Raw genomic sequence first — 25,095 nt, forward strand, 5'->3', positions numbered from 1 at the left:
CTCTGTCAGTTAAATGATGGATAAGATTCTTTTAATTGTATTGCCGCTCGTTTTATTGGATTCGTCTGGTTGACTGCCGCCAATACTCAGCTCAATTTTGCCTTTAATTTGTTTGATATTTCCATTGGAATCGACAAATGAAAGATCGGTAGGGCTTAAGGTGAATTTGACAATTTTCCGCTCCCCGGCTTTTAAACTGATCCGTTGAAATCCTTTTAAAGATTTCAGGGCTGTCTTTACCGATGGATTTTGATGATGAATGTAGAGTTGGGCAACCTCATCACCACTCATTTTACCTGTATTGGTGATGCTTACACTGACAGATACCGGCTTTCCTTTTACAACAGCTTTTGGCAGGCGAACCTGCTCATAATGAAACGAGGTATAACTTAATCCATATCCGAAGCCATACAAAGGTTTACCTTTGAAATATCGATACGTACGATTGTCCATGTTGTAATCGTTAAATGCAGCCAGATCCTCATCACTTTTGTAAAAGGTGACGGGTAAACGACCTGCGGGATTATAATCTCCAAAAATGACATCGGCGACTGCTTTACCTGCCTCCTGACCGCCATACCAGGCATTGAGAATTGCTGGTATGTTTTCCGACTCCCATGGCGTAGCAATGGCGCTTCCTGTCATCATGACAAAGACCACTGGTTTACCTGATGATTTTAGCGCAGCCATCAGTTTTGTTTGTACTGCGGGCAGCATAATAGAAGTACGGTCACCTCCATTAAATCCGGGATAGTCGACTTTCATTTCCTCGCCTTCCAATTGCGGCGAAATACCGCCCGCAAAAATGAAGACATCTGCATCCTGGTGCTGGTGCACGAGCGCATTAAAGTCCGTTTGCTGATGGCGGCCGGCACGGAGTCTCACATTACCCTTTCCATCTCCCTGCCAGTATTCTACAACCAGGTTATACACAGAATCTTTGATGGTCTCAAGCGTATAGGTTTTTGCGCCCCATCTGTTCCGGGACCAGGCATTGATTGCTGTTTTTCCGTTAACGAAAAACCGATACCCATCATCTGCTTCCAGTTCAAAAGTAATCGTACCAGTGGCTGCTGCAGTATATTGGGTGATGTATCGTGCAGAGAAATGATTAGCCCTAACAGCAGCGCTAATGATTTCTCCTTCCTGCCATGCCTGATCCAGTTGCTGCTCTGTTCTGACTAATGCTGGTTTACCCTGTAGATCTTTGTTGTTGAAATACAGGGCTTTAAATCCTTTCTGGCCTTCATAACTGTACTGATTGTTGATATCCGGATAAGTGAGCAAGGTGTCATTGGTAAAATTAATGGCCTGCTCATATACGATTTTAGTCTGCAGACCAACTTTATCTTTTATGCCTTGTAATACAGTCGTGATGCTACTCGGATTGCCATTGTAATTGCCCAGAACAGCAATTGCATTATCTGCATTCGGCCCAAGTACAACTATTTTTTTTAAAGATTTACTTAGGGGTAAGACCTGGTTTGAATTTTTAAGCAATACCATAGATTGTTGCGCCATTTTTAAGGCATGTGCTTTATGTGGCTCACTTTCCAGAACGGAGAATGGTGTTTGTGCATATTTTACTATAGAGATCGGATCAAACATGCCCAATCTAAACCGGATCATGAACAGGCGTTTAACCGAAATGTCTATTTGTTTTTCACTGATCTGACCATTTTTAACCGCGCTAACCAGTGCTTTGTAGGCTTCGGTGCCACAGTCGATATCTGTTCCATGAAAAACAGCATCGGCAGAGGCGGATGCGGCATCGGTATGTGTCTTGTGATTTTTGTAAAAATCATCAATCGCCCAGCAGTCGGAGGAGACATAGCCTTTAAAGCCCCATTTTTTACGTAAAATGTCTGTCATTAGTATATCGCTGGCACAGCAAGGCTGTGTCCGGAAGGCATTGTAGGCACACATGACGCCGGCAACTTTTGAATCAACCACCAATTTCTCGAATGCCGGAAGATAGGTATCCCAAAGATCATATGCACTTACGTCCACGTCAAATACGTGGCGAAGTGGTTCCGGGCCACTATGAACAGCATAATGTTTTGCGCAGGCAGCTGCCTTTAAGTATTTTGGATCATTTCCCTGTAAACCTTTTACGAAGGCATCACCCAGCATTGCAGTAAGATATGGATCTTCTCCATAGGTTTCCTGACCTCTGCCCCAGCGGGGATCTCTGAAAATATTAACATTTGGAGTCCAGTAGGTTAAACCCAGGTAGCGTTCACTGGTTCTTCCTTCAAGTACAGCTTTATGGTAGATTGCCCTTCCTTCTGTTGCAGAAAAATCTGCCATCTTTAATAGTGAGTTTTGATCAAAGGTTGCAGCCATGGCAATGGCCTGTGGAAAAACCGTCACTTTAAAAGGTGTTCTGGCAACGCCATGAAGGGTTTCGTTCCACCAGTCGTAGGCAGGAATCCCAAGTCTTTCAATGGCAGGTGCCGCATTCAGCATCTGCGATACCTTTTCTTCCAGTGTCAATCGCGACACGAGGTCATCAACGCGTTTCTCAAACGATAATTTATAATCTTGAAATGGATAGGTTTGGGCTTGAATTTTAATACAACTTACGGATAGTATCAAAAGACAGTAGATTTTTAATCTGATTCTGCTCATATAAGGCGATTTTCTGCTGTTTAGTTGGTTAGTGTGTTTTTTAATAAAAGTATAGAGCTTACCGGATGATCGGGTGTACGTTTGTGATCAATGATGGAACAAATGTTCAATCTGCTGAATTGTCAGGCCGTTGAATATTTTATTTCCTGCCCGAACATTTATAGCATGAAATTCAACAAATGAGGTCGTGTTCCTTTTTTTTGCCTGCTAATTTTGAGAAATTAATATTTCCTACATGCAAAAAAAAAATATCCTGATTCCTTGTGTCATGGCGCTGCTCATGCTATTTTCAAACGCCAGGGCGCAGTTGACCCTGCAAAACCCAATTCTTCCTGGATTTTATCCCGATCCGGCAATATGTAAAGTGGGCGTAGATTATTATATGGTAACCTCTACTTTTGTGTATTTCCCCGGGATACCTATATTTCATAGTAAGGATCTTAAAAACTGGAAGCAAATTGCGAGTGCCATAAACCGGCCCTCGCAAATGGATTTTATGGGCGAGCAAGTATCTCGGGGATTATTTGCCCCAGCGATCAATTATCATAAAGGGGTTTTTTACATCACCTGTACGGATATTGACCATGGTGGTAATTTTATCATTACAGCCAGCAATCCGGCAGGCCCCTGGAGTGATCCCGTGTATATCAAAGCAGCCAGAGGGATAGACCCTTCTCTATTTTTTGATGACGAAAGGGCTTTTATTTTATACAATAGTGATCCGCCGGAAAATAAACCCCTATATGGTGGTCATCGGACTGTGCGGATGTATGAGCTGGACCTGACCACGTTAAAGGTGATTGGAAAAGAGCAGATTTTGGTAAACGGCGGAGTGGACATCAGTAAAAAACCTGTTTGGATAGAAGCACCTCATATTTACAAAAGAAAAAATTATTATTATCTGATGGCAGCTGAAGGGGGAACAAGTGTCAACCATTCTGAAGTTGTTTTTCGGAGCAAAGATGTCTGGGGCCCCTATATTCCTTATGATAAAAATCCCATTCTGACACATCGGCATCTGGATCCGAAACGGAGCAATCCCATATCGTCTGTTGGTCACGCTGATTTGGTTGAAGGACCGGACGGCAACACCTATGCTGTTTTTTTGGGGGTTAGACCTTATCAAGGTGATTTTTACAATACTGGCAGGGAAACCTTTATCGCACCTGTAAGGTGGATTGACGACTGGCCGGTAATTAATCCGGACCATAAGGAAGTACAGTATGCATATCAGGCAAACTGGAAAGCACAAAAACAAAAAGATCAATTGCCAATTACGGGCAATTTTGCCTCCAGGGTACTGTTTAAAGATAGCCTGAATAACCAGTTTCTGTTTTTACGTACCCATAATCCAACCTGGTATAGTTTTAAGGAAAATAAAAATGCGCTCACAGTCAAGCTGCTTCCCGAAACCATTTTGGAAAAAGGAAACCCCGCATTTATCGGCAGAAGACAACAACACTTGTTGAGTTCGGCATCTGTAGCGATGGATTTTTCGGCACGTAAAGGTAACGAGAAGGCTGGTTTGATTATATTCCAAAATGAAACACATTTCTATTATTTGTGCAAATCAGTTGCTGATCAAAAGGAGGTTGTCCAGTTATTTAAAGGTAATTCTGGCACCCATAAGATGGATTTAATAAAGCAAGCGCAACTTCCTGTAGCTCAAAAGAATTTATATCTTAGGATCAGTGCCGAAAAGGATACCTATTCGTTCTGGTATGGATTAAAAGAAAATGAATGGCAGCTCCTGGAAAATAAGCTGGATGGTAAATACCTGAGTACTGCTGTTGCCGGAGGCTTTGTTGGCGCATTGTATGGTATTTACGCGACCGCTGAGGGAGCAGAAAGTGAGAATAAGGCCATTTATAAATGGTTTGACTATAAGGGAAATGACCCTACCTATCAAAAATAGTTTCATACTAAACCAGCATATAAACTTTAACCAAACATACATATGAAATTTTTTATTGATACAGCCAATCTTGATCAGATCACTGAAGCGCAGGACCTGGGTATATTAGATGGGGTAACCACCAATCCGAGTTTAATGGCTAAAGAGGGCATTACGGGAGATGATGCCGTAAATGTCCATTATAAGACAATTTGTGGCATTGTTGACAATAATGTCAGTGCTGAAGTAATTGGGACAAGCTTTAATGAAATCATCAGGGAGGGGGAGTTGTTGGCGGCACTCAACCCTAAAATCGTAGTTAAAGTACCAATGATCAAAGACGGCATCAAGGCAATCAAACATTTTTCATCCAAGGGCATCAAAACAAATTGTACTTTGATTTTCTCAGCCGGCCAGGCACTTTTAGCTGCCAAAGCGGGAGCCAGTTACGTTTCCCCTTTTTTAGGACGTTTAGACGATATATCAACAGATGGTATTGCGCTCATTAAAGAGATCAGGTTAATTTTTGACAATTACAACTATCCTACAGAAATTCTGGCTGCTTCAATTCGGGGGCCATTGCACATTGTTGCTTGTGCAATGGCTGGTGCAGACGCCATTACCGCTCCTCTACATGCAATCACAGCACTGTTGAAACATCCAATAACAGAAAGTGGTTTGGCAACATTCCTTGCAGATTATGAAAAAGCGGGAACAAGGAGGGATATTATTGCGGTAACATCATGAAAGCTTCACTAGGTATATTCTTTTTGGGAATTCTGATCAGTTGTACTGCATGGTGTCAAAGTACAGAGGGGATTTTAGGACTAAAGGATTATTATAAAGATTATTTCCCGATTGGTGTTGCTGTAAACAACCGTACATTAAGCGGCGATGAATCGCGGCTACTGTTGAGGGAATTTAACAGCATCACACCAGAAAATGCCATGAAAATGGACGCATTGCACCCCCGGGAAGACGTTTATTTCTGGCGGGATGCGGATTCAATGGTCAACTTTGCGCAAAATCATCATTTAAAAATCCGGGGTCATAATTTATGCTGGCATGAGCAAGTTCCCGACTGGATGTTTAAAGACGAAACGGGTAACCTGGTTACTAAAGAAGTACTGCTGAAACGTCTTAAAGACCACATTACAACGGTGGTCAGCAGATATCAGGGAAAAATTTATGCCTGGGATGTGCTGAACGAGGTAATCGGGGATGCTGATGATGAATTTATAAGAAACTCATTGTGGTACCAGATCTGTGGTGAGGAATACATCGCCAAAGCATTTGAGTATGCTCATGCAGCTGATCCGCAGGCTTTGCTTTTTTACAATGACTACAATTCGGAACGGCCGGTGAAACGAGATAAAATTTATCGATTACTTAAAAAACTGATTGCAAAGCATGTGCCCATTCATGGAATAGGTTTGCAGGCACATTGGTCAGTATTTGAACCATCCGAAAAGGAATTGCGTGAGGCTATTGAATTGTATTCCTCATTAGGCCTGCAAATACATTTCACCGAACTCGACATGTCAATCTATCCATGGGAAAAAAATAAGAGACCAAAAAAAGTTGGTGAAAGCGAGGTGCTAACTCCAGATCTTGAGCAGAAACAGATTGATCAGTATGGGAAAATCTTTAGCATATTCAGGGAGTATAAAAAAAATATAACCAGTGTAACTTTTTGGAATGTCTCTGACCGTTATACTTGGCTGGACTATTATCCAGTACCAGGCAGAAAAAACTATCCACTATTATTTGATCAGCAACTGCAACGTAAAAAGGCTTACCAGGCAGTTATTAATTTTAGATGATGTGTTTATGATGTCGTTTTAAACTTTTGTAGCGGAAAAAAATACATTTGTTGCTGTCGCGTATTTATTTTGTAGGTACTTTAGTTGCTGAAACCAATTATAGCACCTGTATCAAAAGCGGTCATCAAAACTGAGGTGTGCAGTTTAGATGGCTGCCAGGTGTACTGAATTGAAGTAACTCTGGTAACCAAATAGATATGCTGAACCTGGCCGTGAAAAAAATGTGTTGTTGTTTATGGTACATTGCTGTGCTATCCTGTCCAGCATTTGCGCAACAACAAAAAGTAAACTTTACTTCGCTGAAAACAAAAGACGGACTTTCCTCAAATACCGTTAATGCGATATTAAAGGACAGGTTCGGATTAATGTGGTTTGCTACCGAAGATGGGTTGAATAAATTTGATGGCACCAATTTTACTGTTTACAAGCATAAATCTGATGATCCATCCGGCATACAGGCCAATGACATCCGGGCATTGCATGAAGATAAGGCTGGGAATTTGTGGGTGGGAAGCTCGGGTGGCTCTTTAAGTTTATACGATCGAAAAAACAATTCCTTTATTAGCTTCCCTGCCAATACTGCCGAGAGCCTTAGTAGTGACGTCGTACGTGCAGTTTATAGCGATTATACGGGAAAAATATGGGTGGCGTCATTTAGCGGGCTTGATGTACTCGACCCAAAAACCAGAAAAATCAAAAAATTTAATATACAGGTTGGTCCTAAAGGAGCATTCCCCGCCATTGCGATTAACTGTCTTTATGAGGATCGTAAACACAGGATGTGGATCGGGTCGAATAATGGGCTCTACTTGTACGAAAGACAGACCAATTCATTTAAACATTATAAAAATAATGTTTCCGATCTTTCGAGTCTGAGTGATAATTATGTGTCATCAATTGTTGAAGACCATTCTGGTAGTTTATGGATCGGTACAAAAGATGGACTTTCGAAGCTGCTGCCAGATGCAAAAGGGTTTCAGATTTTTAGGCACAACAGTAAAAATCCTGGTACTTTAAGCAACAATATGGTCATGAGTATTGCAGCCAGTACGGACAATGAACTGTGGGTAGGTACAGAAGATGGGCTGAATATTCTGGATATCAAAACGGGTAAAATTACGGTGTACAAGCCAGATCCGAGAGACATCTACAGTCTTACAGGTAAGTCGATCAGTTGCATTTACATCGATAATCAGGGTATTTATTGGTTAGGTCCTTACCATGGTAGTATTGACAAGTACGATACCAATTTAAATCTTTTTCAATTGAAGCAAAGTAATGCATTCGACCAGAGTGGTCTGAATGCTCCGGTTGTGACTTCATTTGCGCAATATCAGGATGATCAGATTTTTGTGGGTACAGATGGTGGTGGCCTTAATTTGTTCAATCGTAAAACCGAATTGTTTAAGCGTTTCCATCTGCCTTTAGCAAATGGCAGCAAGATGAGCAATATTTCCATCATGAATATGGAAATGACGAGGTCACAAAAACTATATATGGGTACCTATGCCAATGGTTTGGTTGTTATGGATCTGCATTCGGAAAAAATCAGCCAGTTCATGCACAATGGTCATTCAGATGCGCTAAGTTCCAATGATATATTTTGTATCAAAGAAGATCGGTCGGGCAAGCTCTGGATCGGTACAAATGGTGGCGGGGTAAATGTTTTGAATTCAGATAATAAAGTCTTAGTTAAGTATTGTAAAAACCCGAAAAGCGATAATGAATATGATTATCCGGGCAATAACTTTATCCGGTTTATTGAAGAAGACAACAATGGTAACATCTGGATCGGTTCTTATGGCTCAGGTATAGCCATATTTGATCCTGTCGGGAAGAAATTTACCGTTCATAATAAAGCCAATAGTAAACTGCCTAACGACCTGACTATGTCAGTTTTGAAAGACCGGGCTGGAAATATCTGGGTTGGAACATTTAGCGGGGGCTTAAGTCTGTTTGACCCTAAGACCGGTCAGTTTAACACTTTCTCTGAAAAAAATGGACTCAGTAATGCAACGGTTTACGCGATTGTGGAAGACAGGCAAGGTAGGATTTGGGTCAGTACAAATAAAGGCATCAGCAGCTTTGAACCCAGAACAAAGAAGTTTACGAATTATACAATCTATAACGGGGTGCAAAACAATAATTTTGTGCTGGGTGCCGGATTTAGCTCATCAGACGGGGAAATTTATTTCGGTGGTGCAGATGGTTTCAACTATTTTAACCCTCAATATTTTAAGAAAAACAGGAATGTAGCACCTGTGCTTTTTACAGATTTGAAAATATCCAATACATCGATACTTGCCGCTGCTGATGGGCCTATAAAAGAGCATATCTCTGTGGCTAAAGACGTTTATTTAGATTATAAACAAAATTTTACACTCAGTTATGTAAGTGTAAACTATACCGCGCCGGAGCAGAACAGATATGCATATAAATTAGAGGGTTTCGATAACGATTGGATTGATGCAGGGAATTCCAAATCTGTATCCTATACCAATCTTGATCCCGGCGATTATGTATTTCATGTGAAGGCCAGTAATAATGACGGGCTTTGGAATACAGCAGAAACTGCGATAAAAATACATGTGAGGCCTCCTTTCTGGAGAACGATATACGCCTATATTTTTTATGTATTGGGCATTAGCGGATTGCTTTTTTACATCAGGCATAGAGGGATTCAAAAATTGAAGCTAAAATTCGCAATGGTTCAGGAAAAAATGAAGGCTGAACAGCACATTGAGCAAGAACGTAAAGAGGCCGAACGTTTACGTGAGTTGGATCAACTGAAAATCAAGTTCCTGACTAATCTGAGTCACGAATTTCGCACGCCGCTTTCCCTCATTATGGGGCCTGTTGATAAGTTGCTGACTGAAAAGCGGCAAGACGAGATTGCGCTACCCTTGGGGATGATCAAAAGGAATGCCCGCAGGTTGCTGAACCTTGTGAACCAAATTCTTGACTTTAGAAAAATGGAAGATCAGGAATTGAGGTTAAATATCACCGAGGTAGATATTGTTGCATTCATTAAAGAAGTCCTTGAATCTTTCAATGATCTGAGTGATCGTAAGCAAATTCAATTGGTGTTTAAAAGCCAGTTGAAATACTTTTACACCCGGTTTGACCAGGATAAAATAGAACGTATTTTGTTCAATTTATTGTCTAATGCCTTTAAATTTACACCCCTGGGTGGTACCATCTCTTTGGAACTGGAAAAAGGCATGCTTTTAAATAATGGCCAGGATGCCTCATTAATTATTAAGGTTTCTGACACAGGTATTGGCATGACTGAGGCAGATAAAAATAGGATATTCGATCGCTTTTTTCAGGCTGAAACTTCGGCCCCCATTTTAAATCAGGGAAGCGGCATCGGCTTATCTATTGCAAAGGAGTTTGTTAAAATGCATGGTGGTACGATATCGGTAAAAAGCGAACCTGGGTTGGGAAGTAGTTTTATCATTGAACTGCCTTTCTCAACCACTGAAGCTGTTGAAGAAATGACGATAGATTTTTCAGGCCATAGCTCGTTCAATTTGGAAAGTGTAACTACAGAAGAACTTGCAAATGGAATGGATATGCCTTCCGTTTTATTGGTAGAAGACAATGAAGATTTCAGGTTTTACCTGAAGGATAGTTTAAAGTCAATTTATAAAGTATATGAGGCTTCTAACGGACAAGAAGGCTGGCAAAAGGCTTTAGCACATCATCCACAGATTATCGTAACTGACATCACCATGCCTTACATGAATGGAATAGAATTGTGTTGTAAAGTGAAGTCAGATAAGCGGACCAATCACATTCCGATTATATTGCTAACTGCCTTAACTGGCGAAGAAGAACAGATCAGGGGACTTGAAACCGGCGCAAATGACTACCTCACTAAGCCTTTTAACTTTGAAATCCTGCATGCAAAAATTAAAAACTTACTGGCCTTAAATAAAACACTTAAAGATACTTATACGAAGCAAATTAAGGTTCAGGCACCAGAAATACTAATAGAATCGCATGGCGACAGGTTGCTAAACAAAGTAGTTTTATATATTGAAGAGAATCTGAATAACCCGAAACTTTCTGTGGAAGATTTAAGCAAACATGTTGGGATGAGTAGGGGCTCTTTATACCATAAAATCCTGGAGCTGACAGGTCAGTCGCCCGTAGAGTACATCAGGTCAGTGAAATTGGATAAGGCAACCATTTTACTGGAAAAAAGTGACCTGAATGTTTCGCAGATCGCTTACATGGTGGGCTTTGCCACGCCTAATTATTTTGCAAAATCCTTTAAAGCAAAATTCAATATGCAGCCTTCTGAATTCATGAACTTAAAGCGTAAAGCAGAAGATCAGGTAATTTGACAAATTAAACATTTTTGACAGCTATTTATACAAAACTGCTCTATGGATTTTCCGGTTTGGCGTAGGTTTGAACTGCTAACCAACCAGATTAAATTTAGATGTATGAACCAGTATAAGCGAGCCACACTTTTTCTATACTTTGTATTGGGTATGGTGTTACATGGATATGCACAGATTAAGTTGCCAGGTTTAATTTGCGACAGTATGGTGTTGCAGCGTGATACCAAATTTAAGCTATGGGGCTGGGCATCGCCGGGCGAAAAAGTAACAGTTAGTTTCAACAGCAAGCATCAAAGTACAGTTGCAGGGGAAGATGGAAAATGGCTGCTGAAATTTCCGGCTATGAAAGCCGGGGGACCCTACACGATGAAACTTAAAGGAAGGAACACCATTCTTTTGAATGGTGTTTTAATTGGTGATGTATGGCTATGTTCAGGGCAGTCTAATATGGTTCATCAGATGAAGTTGCATAACATTACCTATGCCAGTGATATTGCCAATGCAAATTACCCTCAAATCAGGCAATTCTGGGTACCTACCGGTGCCAATTTGAACGGGCCGTCAGAAAATCTGGCTAAGAGTGAATGGAAGTCGGCCAATCTGAAAGATATTAACGAGTTCTCTGTAGTGGCCTTTTTTTTTGCAAAACGAATTTTTACAGAATATGGAATTCCAATAGGTATCATCAATTCAAGTGTGGGTGGTACTTCCATTGAGTCCTGGACAAGTGAGGAGGGCCTCAAAGGTTTTGACAGACTCACTGAAGTGATAACCACCAATAAGGATACGGCGTATGTAAATACAACTAATCGGAAAGCCCTATCCAATCAGGTTAAGCGGGAAGGGATCGATAAAGGCTTATCGGAAGCAGTCAAATGGTATGATCCTGCCTACAAACCCAAGGGTTGGCGGAACATAAATATACCGGGATATTGGGAGGATCAGGGAGTAAGCGAGCTGGATGGGGTGGTCTGGTACCGGAAGGAGGTTGATATACCAGAAAGTATGACCGGAATTCCGGCAATTGTTCACATGGGACGAATTGTAGATGCAGATCGCTTTTATATCAATGGCAAGCAGGTTGGTGCTACCGGGTATCAATATCCGCAGAGGCGGTATATTTTAACACCGGATGTGTTAAAGCCGGGAAAGAACATTTTTGTGATCAGGGTAGAAAATCAGCATGGAAAAGGAGGTTTTGTACCTGATAAACCTTACCATCTGGAAGCTGGTAAATTGTCTGTGGATTTAAAGGGTGAATGGCAATATAAGGTTGCTGAAGTGTATGCAACACCTGTTAGAAAAGGCCCTGCAGCTATTTCTGCACAGGCGCAGCCTACCTCGCTTTACAATGCGATGATTGCTCCACTAAGAAATTACAGTCTGAAAGGAGTGCTGTGGTACCAAGGTGAAAACAATGTGGGTAATGCCAATTCTTATAAAAAATTACTGCCTGCGTTAATTACCGATTGGAGAAATCAGTTTTCGATGCCAGATTTGCCTTTTCTATACGTTCAATTGCCCAATCTTGGTGATATGCGTTATCAACCTGCTGCAAGTAACCTGGCGTTGTTAAGAGAAGCGATGCTGCAGAGCCTTAAGGTGCCTTTCACCGGCATGGCTGTGACCATTGATCTTGGTGAATGGAATGACATTCATCCGGACAATAAAAAAGATATCGGGGAACGCCTGGCTTTGATTGCTAGACACTTGGTTTATGCGGAAAAGAATTTGACGTATTCCGGGCCAATTTTTAAATCTTCGAAAATTGAAGGCAATCAAATTGTGGTCAGTTTTGATCATGTTGGAGGGGGGATGATGACGATAGACGATGATTCGCCTGCCCAGTTTGAAATTGCCGGAGCTGACCGAAAGTTTGTTTGGGCAAATGCAAAAATTGCTGGGGATCAAATCGTAGTATGGTCCGATCAGATCCTTAGTCCGAAGTATGTTCGTTATGCCTGGGCAGATAACCCGGTAAATCCAAATTTGTATAATTTGGCAAAATTACCTGCTTCACCATTTCGGACAGATCCGGAATAAATCGCAACCAAAAATTTTAACTGCACATCAATAACAATAATATGACTATGGAGAATGATAAGGTTTTAGATTATCGATTAATTATAAAGGTGTTGACTGGCTTCTTTCTGTTGTTTGCTACAACAAGTTTTGCCCAAGATCCTAACTTCCACATCTATTTGTGCTTCGGACAGTCCAATATGGAAGGCCATGTTCGCGCTGAGGCTCAGGATACCGTAAATCTAAGTCCGCGTTTCAAAGTATTGCAGGCAGTGGATTGTCCCGACCTCAACCGCATAAAGGATACCTGGTATATGGCAAGGCCACCGCTGGTACGTTGTAATACAGGTTTAACCCCAGCCGATTATTTCGGGAGAACACTGCTTGCCAAACTCCCGGAACAAATAAAAATAGGTGTAGTCAATGTAGCTGTGGGAGGCTGTAAAATAGAGTTATTCGATAGAGACATGTATGCCTCTTATATCGCTACAGCTCCGCAATGGATGATCGGAACCATCAAGCAGTATAATGGTAACCCCTATTTACGTTTATTGGAGTTGGCAAAAAAAGCGCAAAAAGATGGCGTAATTAAAGGAATTTTGTTGCACCAGGGAGAGTCTAATACAGGTGATAGTTTATGGGTGAAAAAGGTGAAAATTGTTTACGACAATTTGCTCAAGGATCTTAATCTGGAAGCAAACTCCATCCCCTTATTGGCTGGCGAAGTAGTAAATGCGGAGCAGGGGGGTGTTTGTGCAAGTATGAACGGGATTATTGCTACCCTGCCAAAAACCATTCCGAATGCCCACGTCATCTCTTCCAAAGGCTGTACAATTGTGGCTGACAAGCTACATTTTGATGCGGCCGGCTATCGGGAACTTGGAAAGCGGTATGCCGATAAAATGCTTGCTTTATTGTATTCCATCAACTAGAATTATTAACCTACATGATATCAAGGACAAATGAAACCACGCTCAAAAATTAACTTGCTTTTCTTTATACTGTGCTGCATGGCGCCCTTATTTGGCAAGTCGCAAAATCCGATTGTACAAACCATCTATACAGCAGATCCGGCACCCCTGGTGCATAACGATACACTTTATCTCTATACCGGGCATGATGAAGACAAATCTACCTGGTTTACCATGAAAGATTGGAGGTGTTTTTCGACTACAGATATGCTAAACTGGACTGATCGCGGCGCTGTGCTTTCGCTTAAAAATTTTTCCTGGGCAGGAAAAGATGCCTGGGCGGGACAGTGTATTTTTAGAAATGGTAAATTCTATTGGTACGTGCCAGTAAATCAGTCTAATGGCAAGGGCATGGCTCTTGGTGTTGCCGTTTCTACAAGCCCTACGGGCCCCTTTACCGATGCGCTTGGAAAACCTTTAATCCACAGCGGCAATGGAGATATTGATCCTACTGTTTTTATTGATGACGACGGACAGGCATATTTATACTGGGGAAATCCTTATCTAAAATATGTAAAGTTAAATAAAGACATGATTTCCTATGCTGGAGACATCATTACCGTTCCCTTAAATAAGGAAGGTTTTAACGTCCGTTTCAAAGATGCCGATAAAAGACCGTCAGCATACGAGGAGGGCCCATGGTTATACAAACGCAAAGCGCTGTATTATATGCTGTATGCGGCCGGTGGTGTGCCGGAGCATTTGGCTTATTCTACTGCGCCAACACCTACAGGGCCCTGGTTTTATCGTGATACAATCATGTCTGTCATTCAAAAAGGAGGTGCTTTTACAAACCATCCCGGTTTAGTAGATTATAAAGGCAAAAGTTATTTGTTTTATCACAACGGTGCCCTGCCAGGTGGCGGTGGATTTACACGGTCCGTAGCTGTTGAAGAATGTCTCTTTGATGAAAATGGGGCCATTATTCGAATGCTGCCATCTGAGGGTATTCAAAAAGCAGCTGGTCGTATTGACCCATTTAAGCGTGTAGAAGCTGAAACTATTGCCTGGGGAGAGGGTGTTGAAACGGAGAAAGGTATTACAGCTGATGCGGACATGTATGTAACGTCCATCAATCATGGCGATTACATTAAAGTGAGAAACCTCGATTTTAAAAAATCGCCAAAAGAATTCCATGCGAATATCGCCGCTGTCTCGGCTGCCCGGATAGAAATCCGGATAGACAGTCTGACGGGGAAATTACTTGGCACGTGCGAGATCAAAAGTACAGGTGGAATGGAAAACTGGTCAATGGCATCCACTAAAGTGGCTAAAGTAGAAGGGCTGCATGATATATACTTTGTGTTTAAAGGTGGGACTGGGGATTTATTCCATTTCAACTGGTGGAAATTTAAATAGAGATCAATGATGATGAAAAAAACGACCGATATGAAACTTTTGTACATTTCTTTACTTACTGTGCTGATCTTCTTTGCTGGAACCGGCGTTTTAACAGCGCAAACAATTTGGCTTGATGAGTTAGACCTTAGTGCTGCGACGCAGGGCTATGGAATGGCAGGAAAAAACAAAACTGTAGATGGTAAACCTCTAAGCATTGCCGGGAAAATTTTTGAGCGTGGTTTTGGAACACATGCAGAAAGTTCATTATCGATAAACCTGCAAGGAAAAGTAAGTTCCTTTAGCGCCCAGGTGGGTGTTGATGATGAAATTAAGGGCCAGCAACCAGCCGTAGAATTTATGGTTTATGGAGATGCAAAAAAACTTTGGTCGAGCGGTATAATGAGATCGGGTGATGAGGCTAAATTATGCGATTTAAAATTAAATGGCATTCAAAAACTTGAACTGGTGGTTTCAGATGGCGGTAATGGCAATTACTATGACCATGCAGATTGGGCAGACGCGAAATTTGAAACTTTGGGCTTAAATACCTTGGCTACCCTAAATCCAGTGCCTAAAGAGCCCTATATACTTACTCCGCCAGCACCGGCAAAACCCAGGATAAACGGAACTAGTATATTTGGCGTACGACCAGGCTCGCCATTTCTTTTCAGAGTGCCAGCTACAGGAGATAGACCGATGTTGTTTTCTGCATCAGGTTTACCTGAGGGGCTGCAGATTGATGCGAACAGCGGCATCATCACCGGAAAGCTCGAAAAAAAAGGGACTTTTATTGTTTTATTGCGTGCTAAAAATGCAAAAGGCAAAGCCGAAAAAAAGTTTAAGATTACTTGTGGAGATCAGATCTCACTTACACCACCAATGGGGTGGAACAGCTGGAACTGTTTTGCGGGAGAAGTTTCTGCCGAAAAGGTAATGCGCGCAGCAATGGCCATGGAAAAAAGCGGACTGGTTAACCATGGTTGGAATTATATCAATATAGATGATTTTTGGCAAAACCACCGCGACGCTAAAGACAATTCGTTAAGAGGTGAGTTGCGCGATAAAGATGGAAATATTCTGCCAAATTCAAGGTTCGGTGACATGAAGGCACTTGCAGATGATGTTCATCGCCTTGGGCTTAAAATAGGCCTGTATTCAAGTCCGGGTCCATGGACCTGTGGTGGGTGTGTTGGTAGTTTCGGTTATGAACTCCAGGATGCCAAAAAATATGCGGAATGGGGATTTGATTATCTTAAATATGATTGGTGTAGTTATGGTGGGGTGATTGATGGAATGCCCGGTAATGATCCCTATAAAATAGGCTCATTGTCTTATCATGGAGGTAGTCAGCTTGCTACTGCCGTTAAACCGTTTAAACTGATGGGCGATTATTTACTTCAGCAACCCCGGGACATTGTATATAGTTTATGTCAGTACGGTATGTCTGATGTGTGGAAGTGGGGTGGCACTGCTGGTGGAAATGCCTGGCGTACTACAAATGACATTACGGATACCTGGACAAGCGTCAAAAACATTATTCTGGCACAAGATCAATCTGCCCAATGGGCTAAACCTGGAAACTGGAACGATCCCGATATGCTGGTAGTAGGCACTGTAGGATGGGGTAATCCGCATCCCAGTAAGCTTAAGCCGGACGAACAATATCTGCATATCAGTCTGTGGAGTTTGTTTTCGGCACCATTGCTTATCGGATGTGACATGGAGAAATTGGATGATTTCACGTTAAATCTACTAACCAATGATGAAGTGATTGCCCTGAATCAGGACCCGCTGGGCAAACAGGCTACTTGTGTTCATACGATTGGTGATTTACGCATTTATGTCAAAGAAATGGAAGACGGTAGCCATGCGGTCGGCTTCTGTAATTTTGGGCTCGAAAAAATCAACATCTCCTACAAGGATTTTGAAAAGCTTGGGATTAGCGGTAAGGTCATGGCCCGTGACCTTTGGAGACAAAAAGACATTGCAAAAATTAAAACAGAAAAAGAAGTACTGAATATCGAAGTGCCGATACATGGTGTAGCGCTTTATAAATTCTCTTCCGTGAAGTAGTACATTTTTTTAACCCAATTGAACCAGACATGAAAATAAAGATGATCATCATTTTGATGTTGCTTATCGTGGGAACGCAGCATCAGTTAAATGCACAAAATCCCATTATAAAACATATTTTTACTGCTGATCCTGCACCCATTGTGTATAAAAATACGGTGTATTTATATGCTGGGCATGATACAGCGTCAGTACGTGACAAGAATTACAAAATGCCCGACTGGCATGTGTTTTCCTCTAAGGATATGGTTAACTGGAAGGATCATGGTGCGCTGCTATCACCTAAAACCTTCTCCTGGGCAACAGGCGATGCTTATGCCGCTCAGTGTATTGAATATAAAGATAAGTTCTACTGGTTTGTTTCCACCTTTCATAAAAATGATATAAATAGTAGGGGTGGAGCCGCTATAGGTGTAGCTGTTTCCGATAGTCCGATAGGCCCATTTACAGATGCTATCGGAAAAGCATTGGTTACGAACGAGATGACAACAGATATGAAGCATGCCTGGGACGATATTGACCCTACTGTATTTGTGGATGATGACGGGCAGGTCTACTTATTCTGGGGTAACGGCAGTTGCAAATGGGTAAAGCTTAAAAATAACATGACCGAGCTGGATGGTCCCATTAGTGCTTTTAAACCCCAAAATTATATTGAAGGTCCCTGGGTTTACAAAAGAAATGGCCATTATTATCTCGTTTACGCTGGCGCAGGTACAAAACCCGAAATCATAGCATATTGTATGGCTGAAAAGCCTGAAGGCCCATGGATTTATAAAGGTATTATACAAGGCAATGTTCTGAATAGCTTTACTACGCACCCCGGTATTGTAGATTTTAAAGGCAAATCTTACTTTTTTTATCACAACGGGGCATTACCAACTGGCGGGAGTTACAGGCGGTCGATCTGTATAGATTATATGTATTATAATGCTGATGGGACGATACAGAAAGTTATTGAAACGACTAATGGTGTGGCTGCGGTAAAAAATAATAAATAGTAAAATCGGTATGATATACGAATACATTGAACCAATAATGAAACCAGATATGATTAAAATAACCAGATATTTAAGTGTACAGCGGCTATTGCTTGCCGGCACTGCGATTTTGTTCAGTATACCTGTTTTTTCCCAGGGGATTGTGGCGCCTGCTGCTCCGGGTTTTGATGTTGAAAATTTGGCTATTCCACATGGAAAAATAGACACCATCAGTTATTATTCTAAAACTGTTGGCCATAACAGAAAGGCAATAACCTATACTCCACCAGGATATTCCAAAAAAATAAAGTACCCTGTTTTGTATTTACTGCATGGGATTGGTGGAGATGAAAGGGAGTGGTTAAATGGGGGCAAGCCTCAGGTGATCCTGGATAACCTGTATGCTGCGGGTAAGTTAGCGCCTATGATTGTGGTGATGCCTAACGGACGTGCCATGAAAGATGACCGGCCCATTGGTAATATCATGTCCAGGGATAAGGTAGCCGCATTCTCCACTTTTGAACAAGATTTATTGAACGATCTGATTCCTTTTGTTGAAAAGAAGTTCAGTGTACATCAAGATCGGGATCAGCGTGCCATTGCCGGATTATCTATGGGCGGTGGACAATCTCTAAATTTTGGTTTGGGTAACCTGGATAAATTTGCCTGGGTTGGTGGATTCTCCTCAGCTCCAAATACAAAAACGCCTCAGGAATTGGTTCCGGATCCTGAAAAAGCAATACGTATGCTTAAGGTGTTGTTCATATCCTGCGGAGCCAGTGACAATTTAATTGTGAATAGTAAGCGTACTCATGATTATCTAAAAAAAAATAAGGTGCCACACATCTATTTTATTGAACCAGGAGTACATGATTTTAAGGTTTGGAAAAATGGGTTGTATATGTTTTCTCAATTGTTATTTAAGCCAGTTGATACTGCCTCATTTTCTAAATATCCGGTTAGTGGCGTGCCTGCCTCAACCAACATTGGTTCAAATCAGTATCCCCAGATTCTGTCTGACCACCGGGTGGTTTTTAAGGTTCAGGCACATGAAGCCACAAAGGTTCAGGTTGATTTGGGTAAAAAATATGATATGATTAAGGATGAATCGGGAAGCTGGAGGGCCACAACCGATTCTGTTGGCGAAGGATTTCATTATTATTCACTGATTATTGATGGTGTCGCTGTGGCCGATCCTTCGAGTAAAACTTACTATGGAATGGGGAGGATGGCCAGTGGTATAGAGATTCCATTTGCTGCCGGAACTTATTATGCTTTGAAAGATGTGCCGCATGGAGAAATTCGAATTAAAAAATATTTTTCAAAGATCACCAATTCCTGGCGCCAGCTAAATGTTTATACCCCGCCTGGTTATGATGCCCAGATTAATGAAAAATATCCGGTATTGTATATTCTGCATGGTGGTGGTGAAGATGAAACCGGCTGGGCAAGTCAGGGAAAAGCGGATCTGATTTTGGATAACCTCATCGCCGTGCAAAAAGCAAAGCCTATGATTATAGTGATGCCGGATGCAAATATTGGCGGCCCCGCTTTTGGCGAGTGGGGACTAAAAGCTTTTGAATCAGAATTGAAAGATGTTGTTATACCTTTAATTGAGAACAGTTACCGGACAAAAAATGATGCGGCAAACCGGGCTTTGGCTGGTTTGTCTATGGGTGGGATGCATACGCTGTATACTGGATTGAAAAATACGGATATGTTTGCTTATTTGGGTGTTTTTAGTTCTGGCTGGGTAGTTCCCCGTCAGAACACTATCGCAGATGAACAATATGCATTTATGAAGCTTAACAAGGATAAAATAAACAATAACCTTAAACAATTTTGGATTGCTATGGGTGGTAAAGCGGATATTGCTTACAACAATTGTCAGCTCATGCTTGATCGGCTTAGGGAAGTAAAAGTCAATTATGCGTACCAGGAGTATCCAGGTGGTCATAGTTGGCCGGTATGGAGAAATAATCTCTATAAGTTTGCTTCCTTGTTGTTTATGTAGTTTGTTGTTAATTAGATTGTAATGGTGATTTTTGGAAAAAAAATAAATAGCTGTTTTTTTAGAAGTGTAATCTGTAAAATTGTTTGTGCTGCGCTATTTTTTTGCGGAGAAGCAAAAGCGCAGGAAAAACTTTATGCCAATACGTTTCCGCTTGGAGATGTGACCTTGTTGGACGGTTCTTTTAGAAAGGCGAGAGATCTTAACATTAAAACGCTGTTGGCATATGATGTAGACCGTATGTTGGCTCCATACCTTAAAGAGGCCGGTTTAAAACCAAAGAAAGACAGTTATAAGAACTGGGAAGGTTTAGATGGGCATATTGGCGGACACTATTTAACTGCAATGGCACTTAATTACGCCTCTACTAAAAACCCGGAATGTAAACGTCGGATGGATGAAATGGTTCAAGAACTGAAGGCCTGCCAGGATAAAAATGGAATCAGTCATCCGGAATGGGGTATCGGTTATGCCGGCGGTGTGCCGAACAGTGCTGAAATATGGTCTACATTGAAGAAGGGAGATTTTAAAGCTTACCGCGCCGCCTGGGTACCTTGGTATAACGTGCATAAAATGTACGCCGGCTTAAGGGATGCCTGGCTGTATGGCGGGAATCAAGATGCAGAAGAGATTTTTTTGAAATTTTGTGATTGGGCAATTGACATCACATCTGCGCTTTCTGAAACCCAAATGCAAGCTATGCTTGATACCGAGCATGGCGGGATGAATGAAGAGCTGGCCGATGCCTATCAAATGACCGGTGACAAGAAGTATCTCGTTGCGGCAAAAAGATTTTCTCATCAGCGACTGTTGACACCACTTGCAGCGGGTGTAGATCAGTTGGATAATCAGCATGCCAATACACAGGTGCCAAAGGCAATCGGTTTTCAGCGTATAGCTGAACTGAGTCATGATAATCAATACATGAAATCCAGTAATTTTTTCTGGGAAACAGTAACCCGTAACCGTACACTTGCATTTGGAGGAAATAGCAGACGTGAATTTTTTCCGAGTGCAGCCGCGAGTAGCGACTTTATAAATGATGTTGAAGGACCTGAATCCTGCAATACCTACAACATGTTGAAACTTACTGAGGGATTATTCAGGGAGCAACCCGATGCAAAATATGTAGATTTTTATGAGCGGGCATTGTACAATCACATTTTATCTACCCAACATCCGGAGCATGGTGGATATGTGTATTTTACGCCGGTCAGACCCAGGCATTACAGGGTTTATTCTGCACCAAATGAAGCCATGTGGTGTTGTGTGGGAAGCGGAATGGAAAATCATGGTAAGTATAACGAGTTTATTTACGCTCATAAAAAAGATTCCTTGTATTTAAACTTGTTTATCGCTTCGACATTAAATTGGAAAGAAAAAAACATCACCTTAAAACAGGATACTTCTTTCCCTGACGAGGAGCAGTCTACGTTGACCATTACCAAAGGATCCGCAAAATTTACATTGATGCTAAGGTACCCGTCATGGCTGAAGCAGGGTGGCATGCAAATATTTGTAAATGGTAAGGTTACAAAATATGAAAGGCTTCCGTCGTCTTATATTGGTGTGGAAAGGACATGGAAAAAAGGTGATGTGGTCAAAGTCATCATGCCTATGCAAACCACTATCGAGCAAATGCCAAACGTGCCTGAGTATATCGCTATTATGCGTGGCCCGATCATGCTGGCTGCGAAGACAAAAACAGAAGCATTGAAAGGAATGGTTGCAGACGATAGCCGTTGGGGGCATATTGCCGGCGGACCAAAGCTTCCAGTTGATCAGGCACCCATCATTATTGAAGACAATAGTGCCGCAATCCCGGGAAAGGTCGTACCTGTAGCCGGACAACCCATGACTTTCTCTTTTGTCAATGAAAAGATCATCAATCCTGAAAAATTGGTGCTGCAACCTTTTTATCGTGTTCACGATTCAAGGTATATGGCTTACTGGATGAGATTAACGCCTTTGCAGTATGTCAATTACCTGGATTCGGTAGCAAAAATAGAGACCGACAAACTTAATCTGGATAAACGAACCATAGATTTTGTAGCACCTGGCGAGCAGCAACCAGAGGTTGACCATGCCATGCGACAGGAAAATTCCCGTACGGGTTCTTTCACCGATGAATTCTGGCGCAGTGCTTCCAATGGCGGATATTTTAGTTATCACATGTCTACACAGGGGCTTACAGATCTGTCGTTGAATGTCAGATACCACTTTTCTGCAAGGCCGGGAGAAAAGTTTGAAATTTATATTGATGACCAAAGACTTCAGGTTGTAGATCGTGCCGAAGAGGTACGTAAACCGGGCTTCTATCATCAAGAATATCCTATTCCAGCTGAAATGTTAAAAGGAAAACAGCAGGTTAGCGTTAAATTCCTGGCATTATCCGGAAAATCTACAGCGCCAGTTTACCGTGTCAGACTCGTGAAAAGCAAAATAATTGATAAATAGAACTTATATCCGGTATCAGATTAAATGATGAACCTTAAAACTAAAATATCTTGTTTGATCAGCTTCGTCTTTTTTTTGTCGCTCAGCTCAATTGCCGATTTAAAAGCACAAAAAAAGAAGGAGGCCAATCTAAAATTATGGTATGAGCAGCCAGCAGGTAAAATATGGGAGAATGCATTGCCGATAGGAAATGGCGTACTCGGCGCTATGGTATATGGAAATGTAGATCAGGAAATGATTAAATTGAATGAACATACGTTGTGGAGTGGAGGTCCGAATCGAAATGACGTTCCGGAGACCCTGGGCTCCCTGGATCAAATACGCCAGTTAATTTTTGCTGGCAAGCAAAAAGAAGCAGAACGCTTGTCCGATAAAGTGATGTTTGGAAAGAAATCTTCCGGGCAGATATTCCAGCCAGCTGGTACGCTAAATTTAAATTTTCCCGGACACGGCAGTTATAAAAAATACTATAGAGCTTTAGATATTGAGAAAGCAATTGCTGAAACTTCTTATACCATTGGGGATGTTACTTACACCAGATCGGTCATAGCAGCTTTTGGCGATAGTGTGGTGGTGATGCACCTAACTGCCAATAAACAATCGCAGATTTCTTTTACCGCTTCTTATACAACACCACATCAGCGCGCTGCCATTAAAGTGGTTGCTGGCAAAGATTTTACAATGACTGGTTTGACCAGCGATCACGAGGGGGTTAAAGGAATGCTGAAATATGAAGTCATTAGCAGATTCAAAAACGACGGCGGAATAGTTACTTCAACTGATAGCACCTTCAGTATAAAAGGAGCCAATGCTGTAACCATTTATATCTCTGTGGCTACCAATTTTAAAAACTATAAAGATATTAGTGGTGATGCCCATGAAAAAGCCCTGCAACATCTCGATAAAGCTTATTCAAAATCATTTGGGACGATTTTAAATGCACATATTCGCGCTTACCAGAAATATTTTAATCGTGTGAAGTTGGATTTAGGCTCATCTGAATCGATACAATTTCCTACTGACCAGAGATTAATGAATTTTAGAAAGGTGTCAGATCCACAATTTGTCGTGTTGTATTATCAGTTTGGTCGTTACTTGTTGATCAGTTCATCACAGCCGGGTGGTCAGCCTGCCAATTTACAAGGCATCTGGAATGATAAACTCTATCCAGCCTGGGATAGCAAGTATACCATCAACATCAATGCACAAATGAATTACTGGCCCGCTGAGTCTACAAATCTGGCAGAGCTACACGAACCGTTTTTAAAAATGGTGAAAGAGTTATCGGAAACTGGTGCAGAAACGGCTAAGTCGATATATGGGACAAGAGGATGGGTAACGCACCATAACACAGATATATGGCGAATTACAGGACCGGTAGACGGTGCCTTTTGGGGCATATGGAACGGCGGCGGGGGATGGACAAGCCAGCATTTATGGACGCATTATTTGTACAATGGGAATAAAAATTATTTAAACACTGCTTATCCCATATTGAAAGGTGCAGCCACTTTTTACAAAGATTTTTTAGTAGCACATCCAACTTATAAATGGTTGGTGGTAAATCCGGGAACTTCACCTGAAAATGCGCCACAGGCACATGGGGGCTCCTCACTGGATGCTGGTACCACGATGGACAATCAGATTGTTTTTGACGTATTTACTTCTACCATAAGCGCAGCAAGGATTCTAAACAGGGATCCGGAATTTATAGATAGTTTGGTGCAAATGCGTAAACTTTTGCCCCCTATGCACATTGGTAAATACGGGCAGTTGCAGGAGTGGTTGGATGATGTGGATAGCCCTAACGATAAACACCGTCACATTTCTCATTTGTATGGTCTGTTCCCATCTAACCAGATATCACCATACCATACACCACTATTGTTTTCAGCAGCTAAAAATACCTTATTGCAGCGGGGTGATGTATCCACTGGCTGGAGCATGGCCTGGAAAATTAACTGGTGGGCAAGGATGCAGGATGGTAACCATGCCTATAAATTAATCCAGAATCAGCTGACTCCTCTGGGAGATAATCCTGGTGGAGGAGGAACATATAATAATTTGTTTGATGCACATCCTCCGTTTCAGATTGATGGAAATTTTGGCTGTACATCTGGTATCACTGAAATGTTGATGCAAAGTGCGGATGGCGCAGTACACTTACTTCCAGCGCTTCCTGATGTATGGGAAAAGAAAGGAAGTGTAAGTGGCTTGAGAGCAAGGGGGGGATTTGAAGTTGTATCTATGGAATGGGCGGATGGAAAAGTAGTTAAAGTCATTGTTAAATCAACAATAGGTGGGAATCTGCGTTTAAGAGTTCCAAATCCGATGAATATGGATGTTTCTGTTTTGAAGAAAGCAAAAGGAGCTAACCAAAACTCATTTTATGCTGTAGAAGAAATCCCAGATGCCATCATTTCGGAGAAGGCTAACCTGTTACCGCCTGTTTTGAAGGAAACCTTTGTTTATGACATCCAGACATACCCTGGTAAACTTTATACATTGCTTTTAGATTAACAGTTTTATTATATAATTTA

General features: G+C 41.6%; 13 protein-coding genes. 12 read left to right on the plus strand and 1 reads right to left on the minus strand.

Annotated elements, in window-relative coordinates:
* Positions 1–9 precede the first annotated feature (9 nt).
* Entirely contained in the window at positions 10–2,631 is a 2,622-nt protein-coding gene (locus IM797_RS20055) for a glycoside hydrolase family 3 C-terminal domain-containing protein (protein ID WP_194128968.1), read from the minus strand.
* A 235-nt stretch (positions 2,632–2,866) separates the two neighbouring features.
* On the opposite strand from IM797_RS20055, the gene IM797_RS20060 reads away from it, so the two are divergent.
* The 12 genes from IM797_RS20060 to IM797_RS20115 all read left to right on the plus strand — a co-directional run bounded on the left by IM797_RS20060 (position 2,867) and on the right by IM797_RS20115 (position 25,075).
* Complete coding sequence (locus IM797_RS20060; protein ID WP_194128969.1) at positions 2,867–4,546, plus strand: glycoside hydrolase family 43 protein; 1,680 nt, start codon at positions 2,867–2,869, stop codon at positions 4,544–4,546.
* A gap of 42 nt (positions 4,547–4,588) precedes the next feature.
* Positions 4,589–5,272 (plus strand): fructose-6-phosphate aldolase, encoded by a 684-nt coding sequence (fsa, locus tag IM797_RS20065; protein ID WP_194128970.1) that lies wholly within the window; start codon positions 4,589–4,591, stop codon positions 5,270–5,272.
* Entirely contained in the window at positions 5,269–6,348 is a 1,080-nt protein-coding gene (locus tag IM797_RS20070) for an endo-1,4-beta-xylanase (protein WP_194128971.1), read from the plus strand. Before fsa ends, IM797_RS20070 begins: the two co-directional genes overlap by 4 nt.
* A gap of 197 nt (positions 6,349–6,545) precedes the next feature.
* Positions 6,546–10,700 carry a hybrid sensor histidine kinase/response regulator transcription factor gene (locus IM797_RS20075; protein ID WP_194128972.1) on the plus strand — a complete coding sequence of 1,385 codons (4,155 nt, stop codon included), beginning with the start codon at positions 6,546–6,548 and terminating at the stop codon, positions 10,698–10,700.
* 102 nt (positions 10,701–10,802) lie between these two features.
* Positions 10,803–12,743 carry a sialate O-acetylesterase gene (locus tag IM797_RS20080; protein WP_194128973.1) on the plus strand — a complete coding sequence of 647 codons (1,941 nt, stop codon included), beginning with the start codon at positions 10,803–10,805 and terminating at the stop codon, positions 12,741–12,743.
* A gap of 41 nt (positions 12,744–12,784) precedes the next feature.
* The gene (locus IM797_RS20085) at positions 12,785–13,654 is read left to right on the plus strand and encodes a sialate O-acetylesterase (RefSeq protein WP_228098983.1); all 870 of its coding nucleotides are present in this window, start codon (positions 12,785–12,787) and stop codon (positions 13,652–13,654) included.
* Between the two features lie 78 nt (positions 13,655–13,732).
* Entirely contained in the window at positions 13,733–15,052 is a 1,320-nt protein-coding gene (locus tag IM797_RS20090) for a glycoside hydrolase family 43 protein (protein WP_228098984.1), read from the plus strand.
* Between the two features lie 6 nt (positions 15,053–15,058).
* On the plus strand, positions 15,059–17,107 hold the full coding sequence (locus IM797_RS20095; protein ID WP_228098985.1) for an NPCBM/NEW2 domain-containing protein: 2,049 nt from the start codon (positions 15,059–15,061) through the stop codon (positions 17,105–17,107).
* Positions 17,108–17,136: 29 nt separating this feature from the next.
* Entirely contained in the window at positions 17,137–18,108 is a 972-nt protein-coding gene (locus tag IM797_RS20100) for a glycoside hydrolase family 43 protein (protein ID WP_194128975.1), read from the plus strand.
* Positions 18,109–18,157: 49 nt separating this feature from the next.
* Complete coding sequence (locus IM797_RS20105; protein ID WP_194128976.1) at positions 18,158–20,101, plus strand: alpha/beta hydrolase-fold protein; 1,944 nt, start codon at positions 18,158–18,160, stop codon at positions 20,099–20,101.
* 21 nt (positions 20,102–20,122) lie between these two features.
* Complete coding sequence (locus IM797_RS20110) at positions 20,123–22,555, plus strand: glycoside hydrolase family 127 protein (protein ID WP_194128977.1); 2,433 nt, start codon at positions 20,123–20,125, stop codon at positions 22,553–22,555.
* Positions 22,556–22,579: 24 nt separating this feature from the next.
* Positions 22,580–25,075 (plus strand): glycoside hydrolase N-terminal domain-containing protein, encoded by a 2,496-nt coding sequence (locus IM797_RS20115; protein ID WP_228098986.1) that lies wholly within the window; start codon positions 22,580–22,582, stop codon positions 25,073–25,075.
* Positions 25,076–25,095 lie beyond the last annotated feature (20 nt).

It is taken from the genome of Pedobacter sp. MC2016-24 (genome assembly GCF_015223055.1).
Classification (GTDB): Bacteria; Bacteroidota; Bacteroidia; order Sphingobacteriales; family Sphingobacteriaceae; genus Pedobacter.

What these genes read in the sequence shown, in the direction of transcription:
- IM797_RS20055 (WP_194128968.1), bottom strand. Translation starts at nt 2,631, where the DNA reads ATGAGCAGAATCAGATTAAAAATCTACTGTCTTTTGATACTATCCGTA.
- IM797_RS20060 (WP_194128969.1), top strand. Translation starts at nt 2,867, where the DNA reads ATGCAAAAAAAAAATATCCTGATTCCTTGTGTCATGGCGCTGCTCATG.
- fsa (WP_194128970.1), top strand. Translation starts at nt 4,589, where the DNA reads ATGAAATTTTTTATTGATACAGCCAATCTTGATCAGATCACTGAAGCG.
- IM797_RS20070 (WP_194128971.1), top strand. Translation starts at nt 5,269, where the DNA reads ATGAAAGCTTCACTAGGTATATTCTTTTTGGGAATTCTGATCAGTTGT.
- IM797_RS20075 (WP_194128972.1), top strand. Translation starts at nt 6,546, where the DNA reads ATGCTGAACCTGGCCGTGAAAAAAATGTGTTGTTGTTTATGGTACATT.
- IM797_RS20080 (WP_194128973.1), top strand. Translation starts at nt 10,803, where the DNA reads ATGAACCAGTATAAGCGAGCCACACTTTTTCTATACTTTGTATTGGGT.
- IM797_RS20085 (WP_228098983.1), top strand. Translation starts at nt 12,785, where the DNA reads ATGACTATGGAGAATGATAAGGTTTTAGATTATCGATTAATTATAAAG.
- IM797_RS20090 (WP_228098984.1), top strand. Translation starts at nt 13,733, where the DNA reads ATGGCGCCCTTATTTGGCAAGTCGCAAAATCCGATTGTACAAACCATC.
- IM797_RS20095 (WP_228098985.1), top strand. Translation starts at nt 15,059, where the DNA reads ATGATGATGAAAAAAACGACCGATATGAAACTTTTGTACATTTCTTTA.
- IM797_RS20100 (WP_194128975.1), top strand. Translation starts at nt 17,137, where the DNA reads ATGAAAATAAAGATGATCATCATTTTGATGTTGCTTATCGTGGGAACG.
- IM797_RS20105 (WP_194128976.1), top strand. Translation starts at nt 18,158, where the DNA reads ATGATTAAAATAACCAGATATTTAAGTGTACAGCGGCTATTGCTTGCC.
- IM797_RS20110 (WP_194128977.1), top strand. Translation starts at nt 20,123, where the DNA reads ATGGTGATTTTTGGAAAAAAAATAAATAGCTGTTTTTTTAGAAGTGTA.
- IM797_RS20115 (WP_228098986.1), top strand. Translation starts at nt 22,580, where the DNA reads ATGATGAACCTTAAAACTAAAATATCTTGTTTGATCAGCTTCGTCTTT.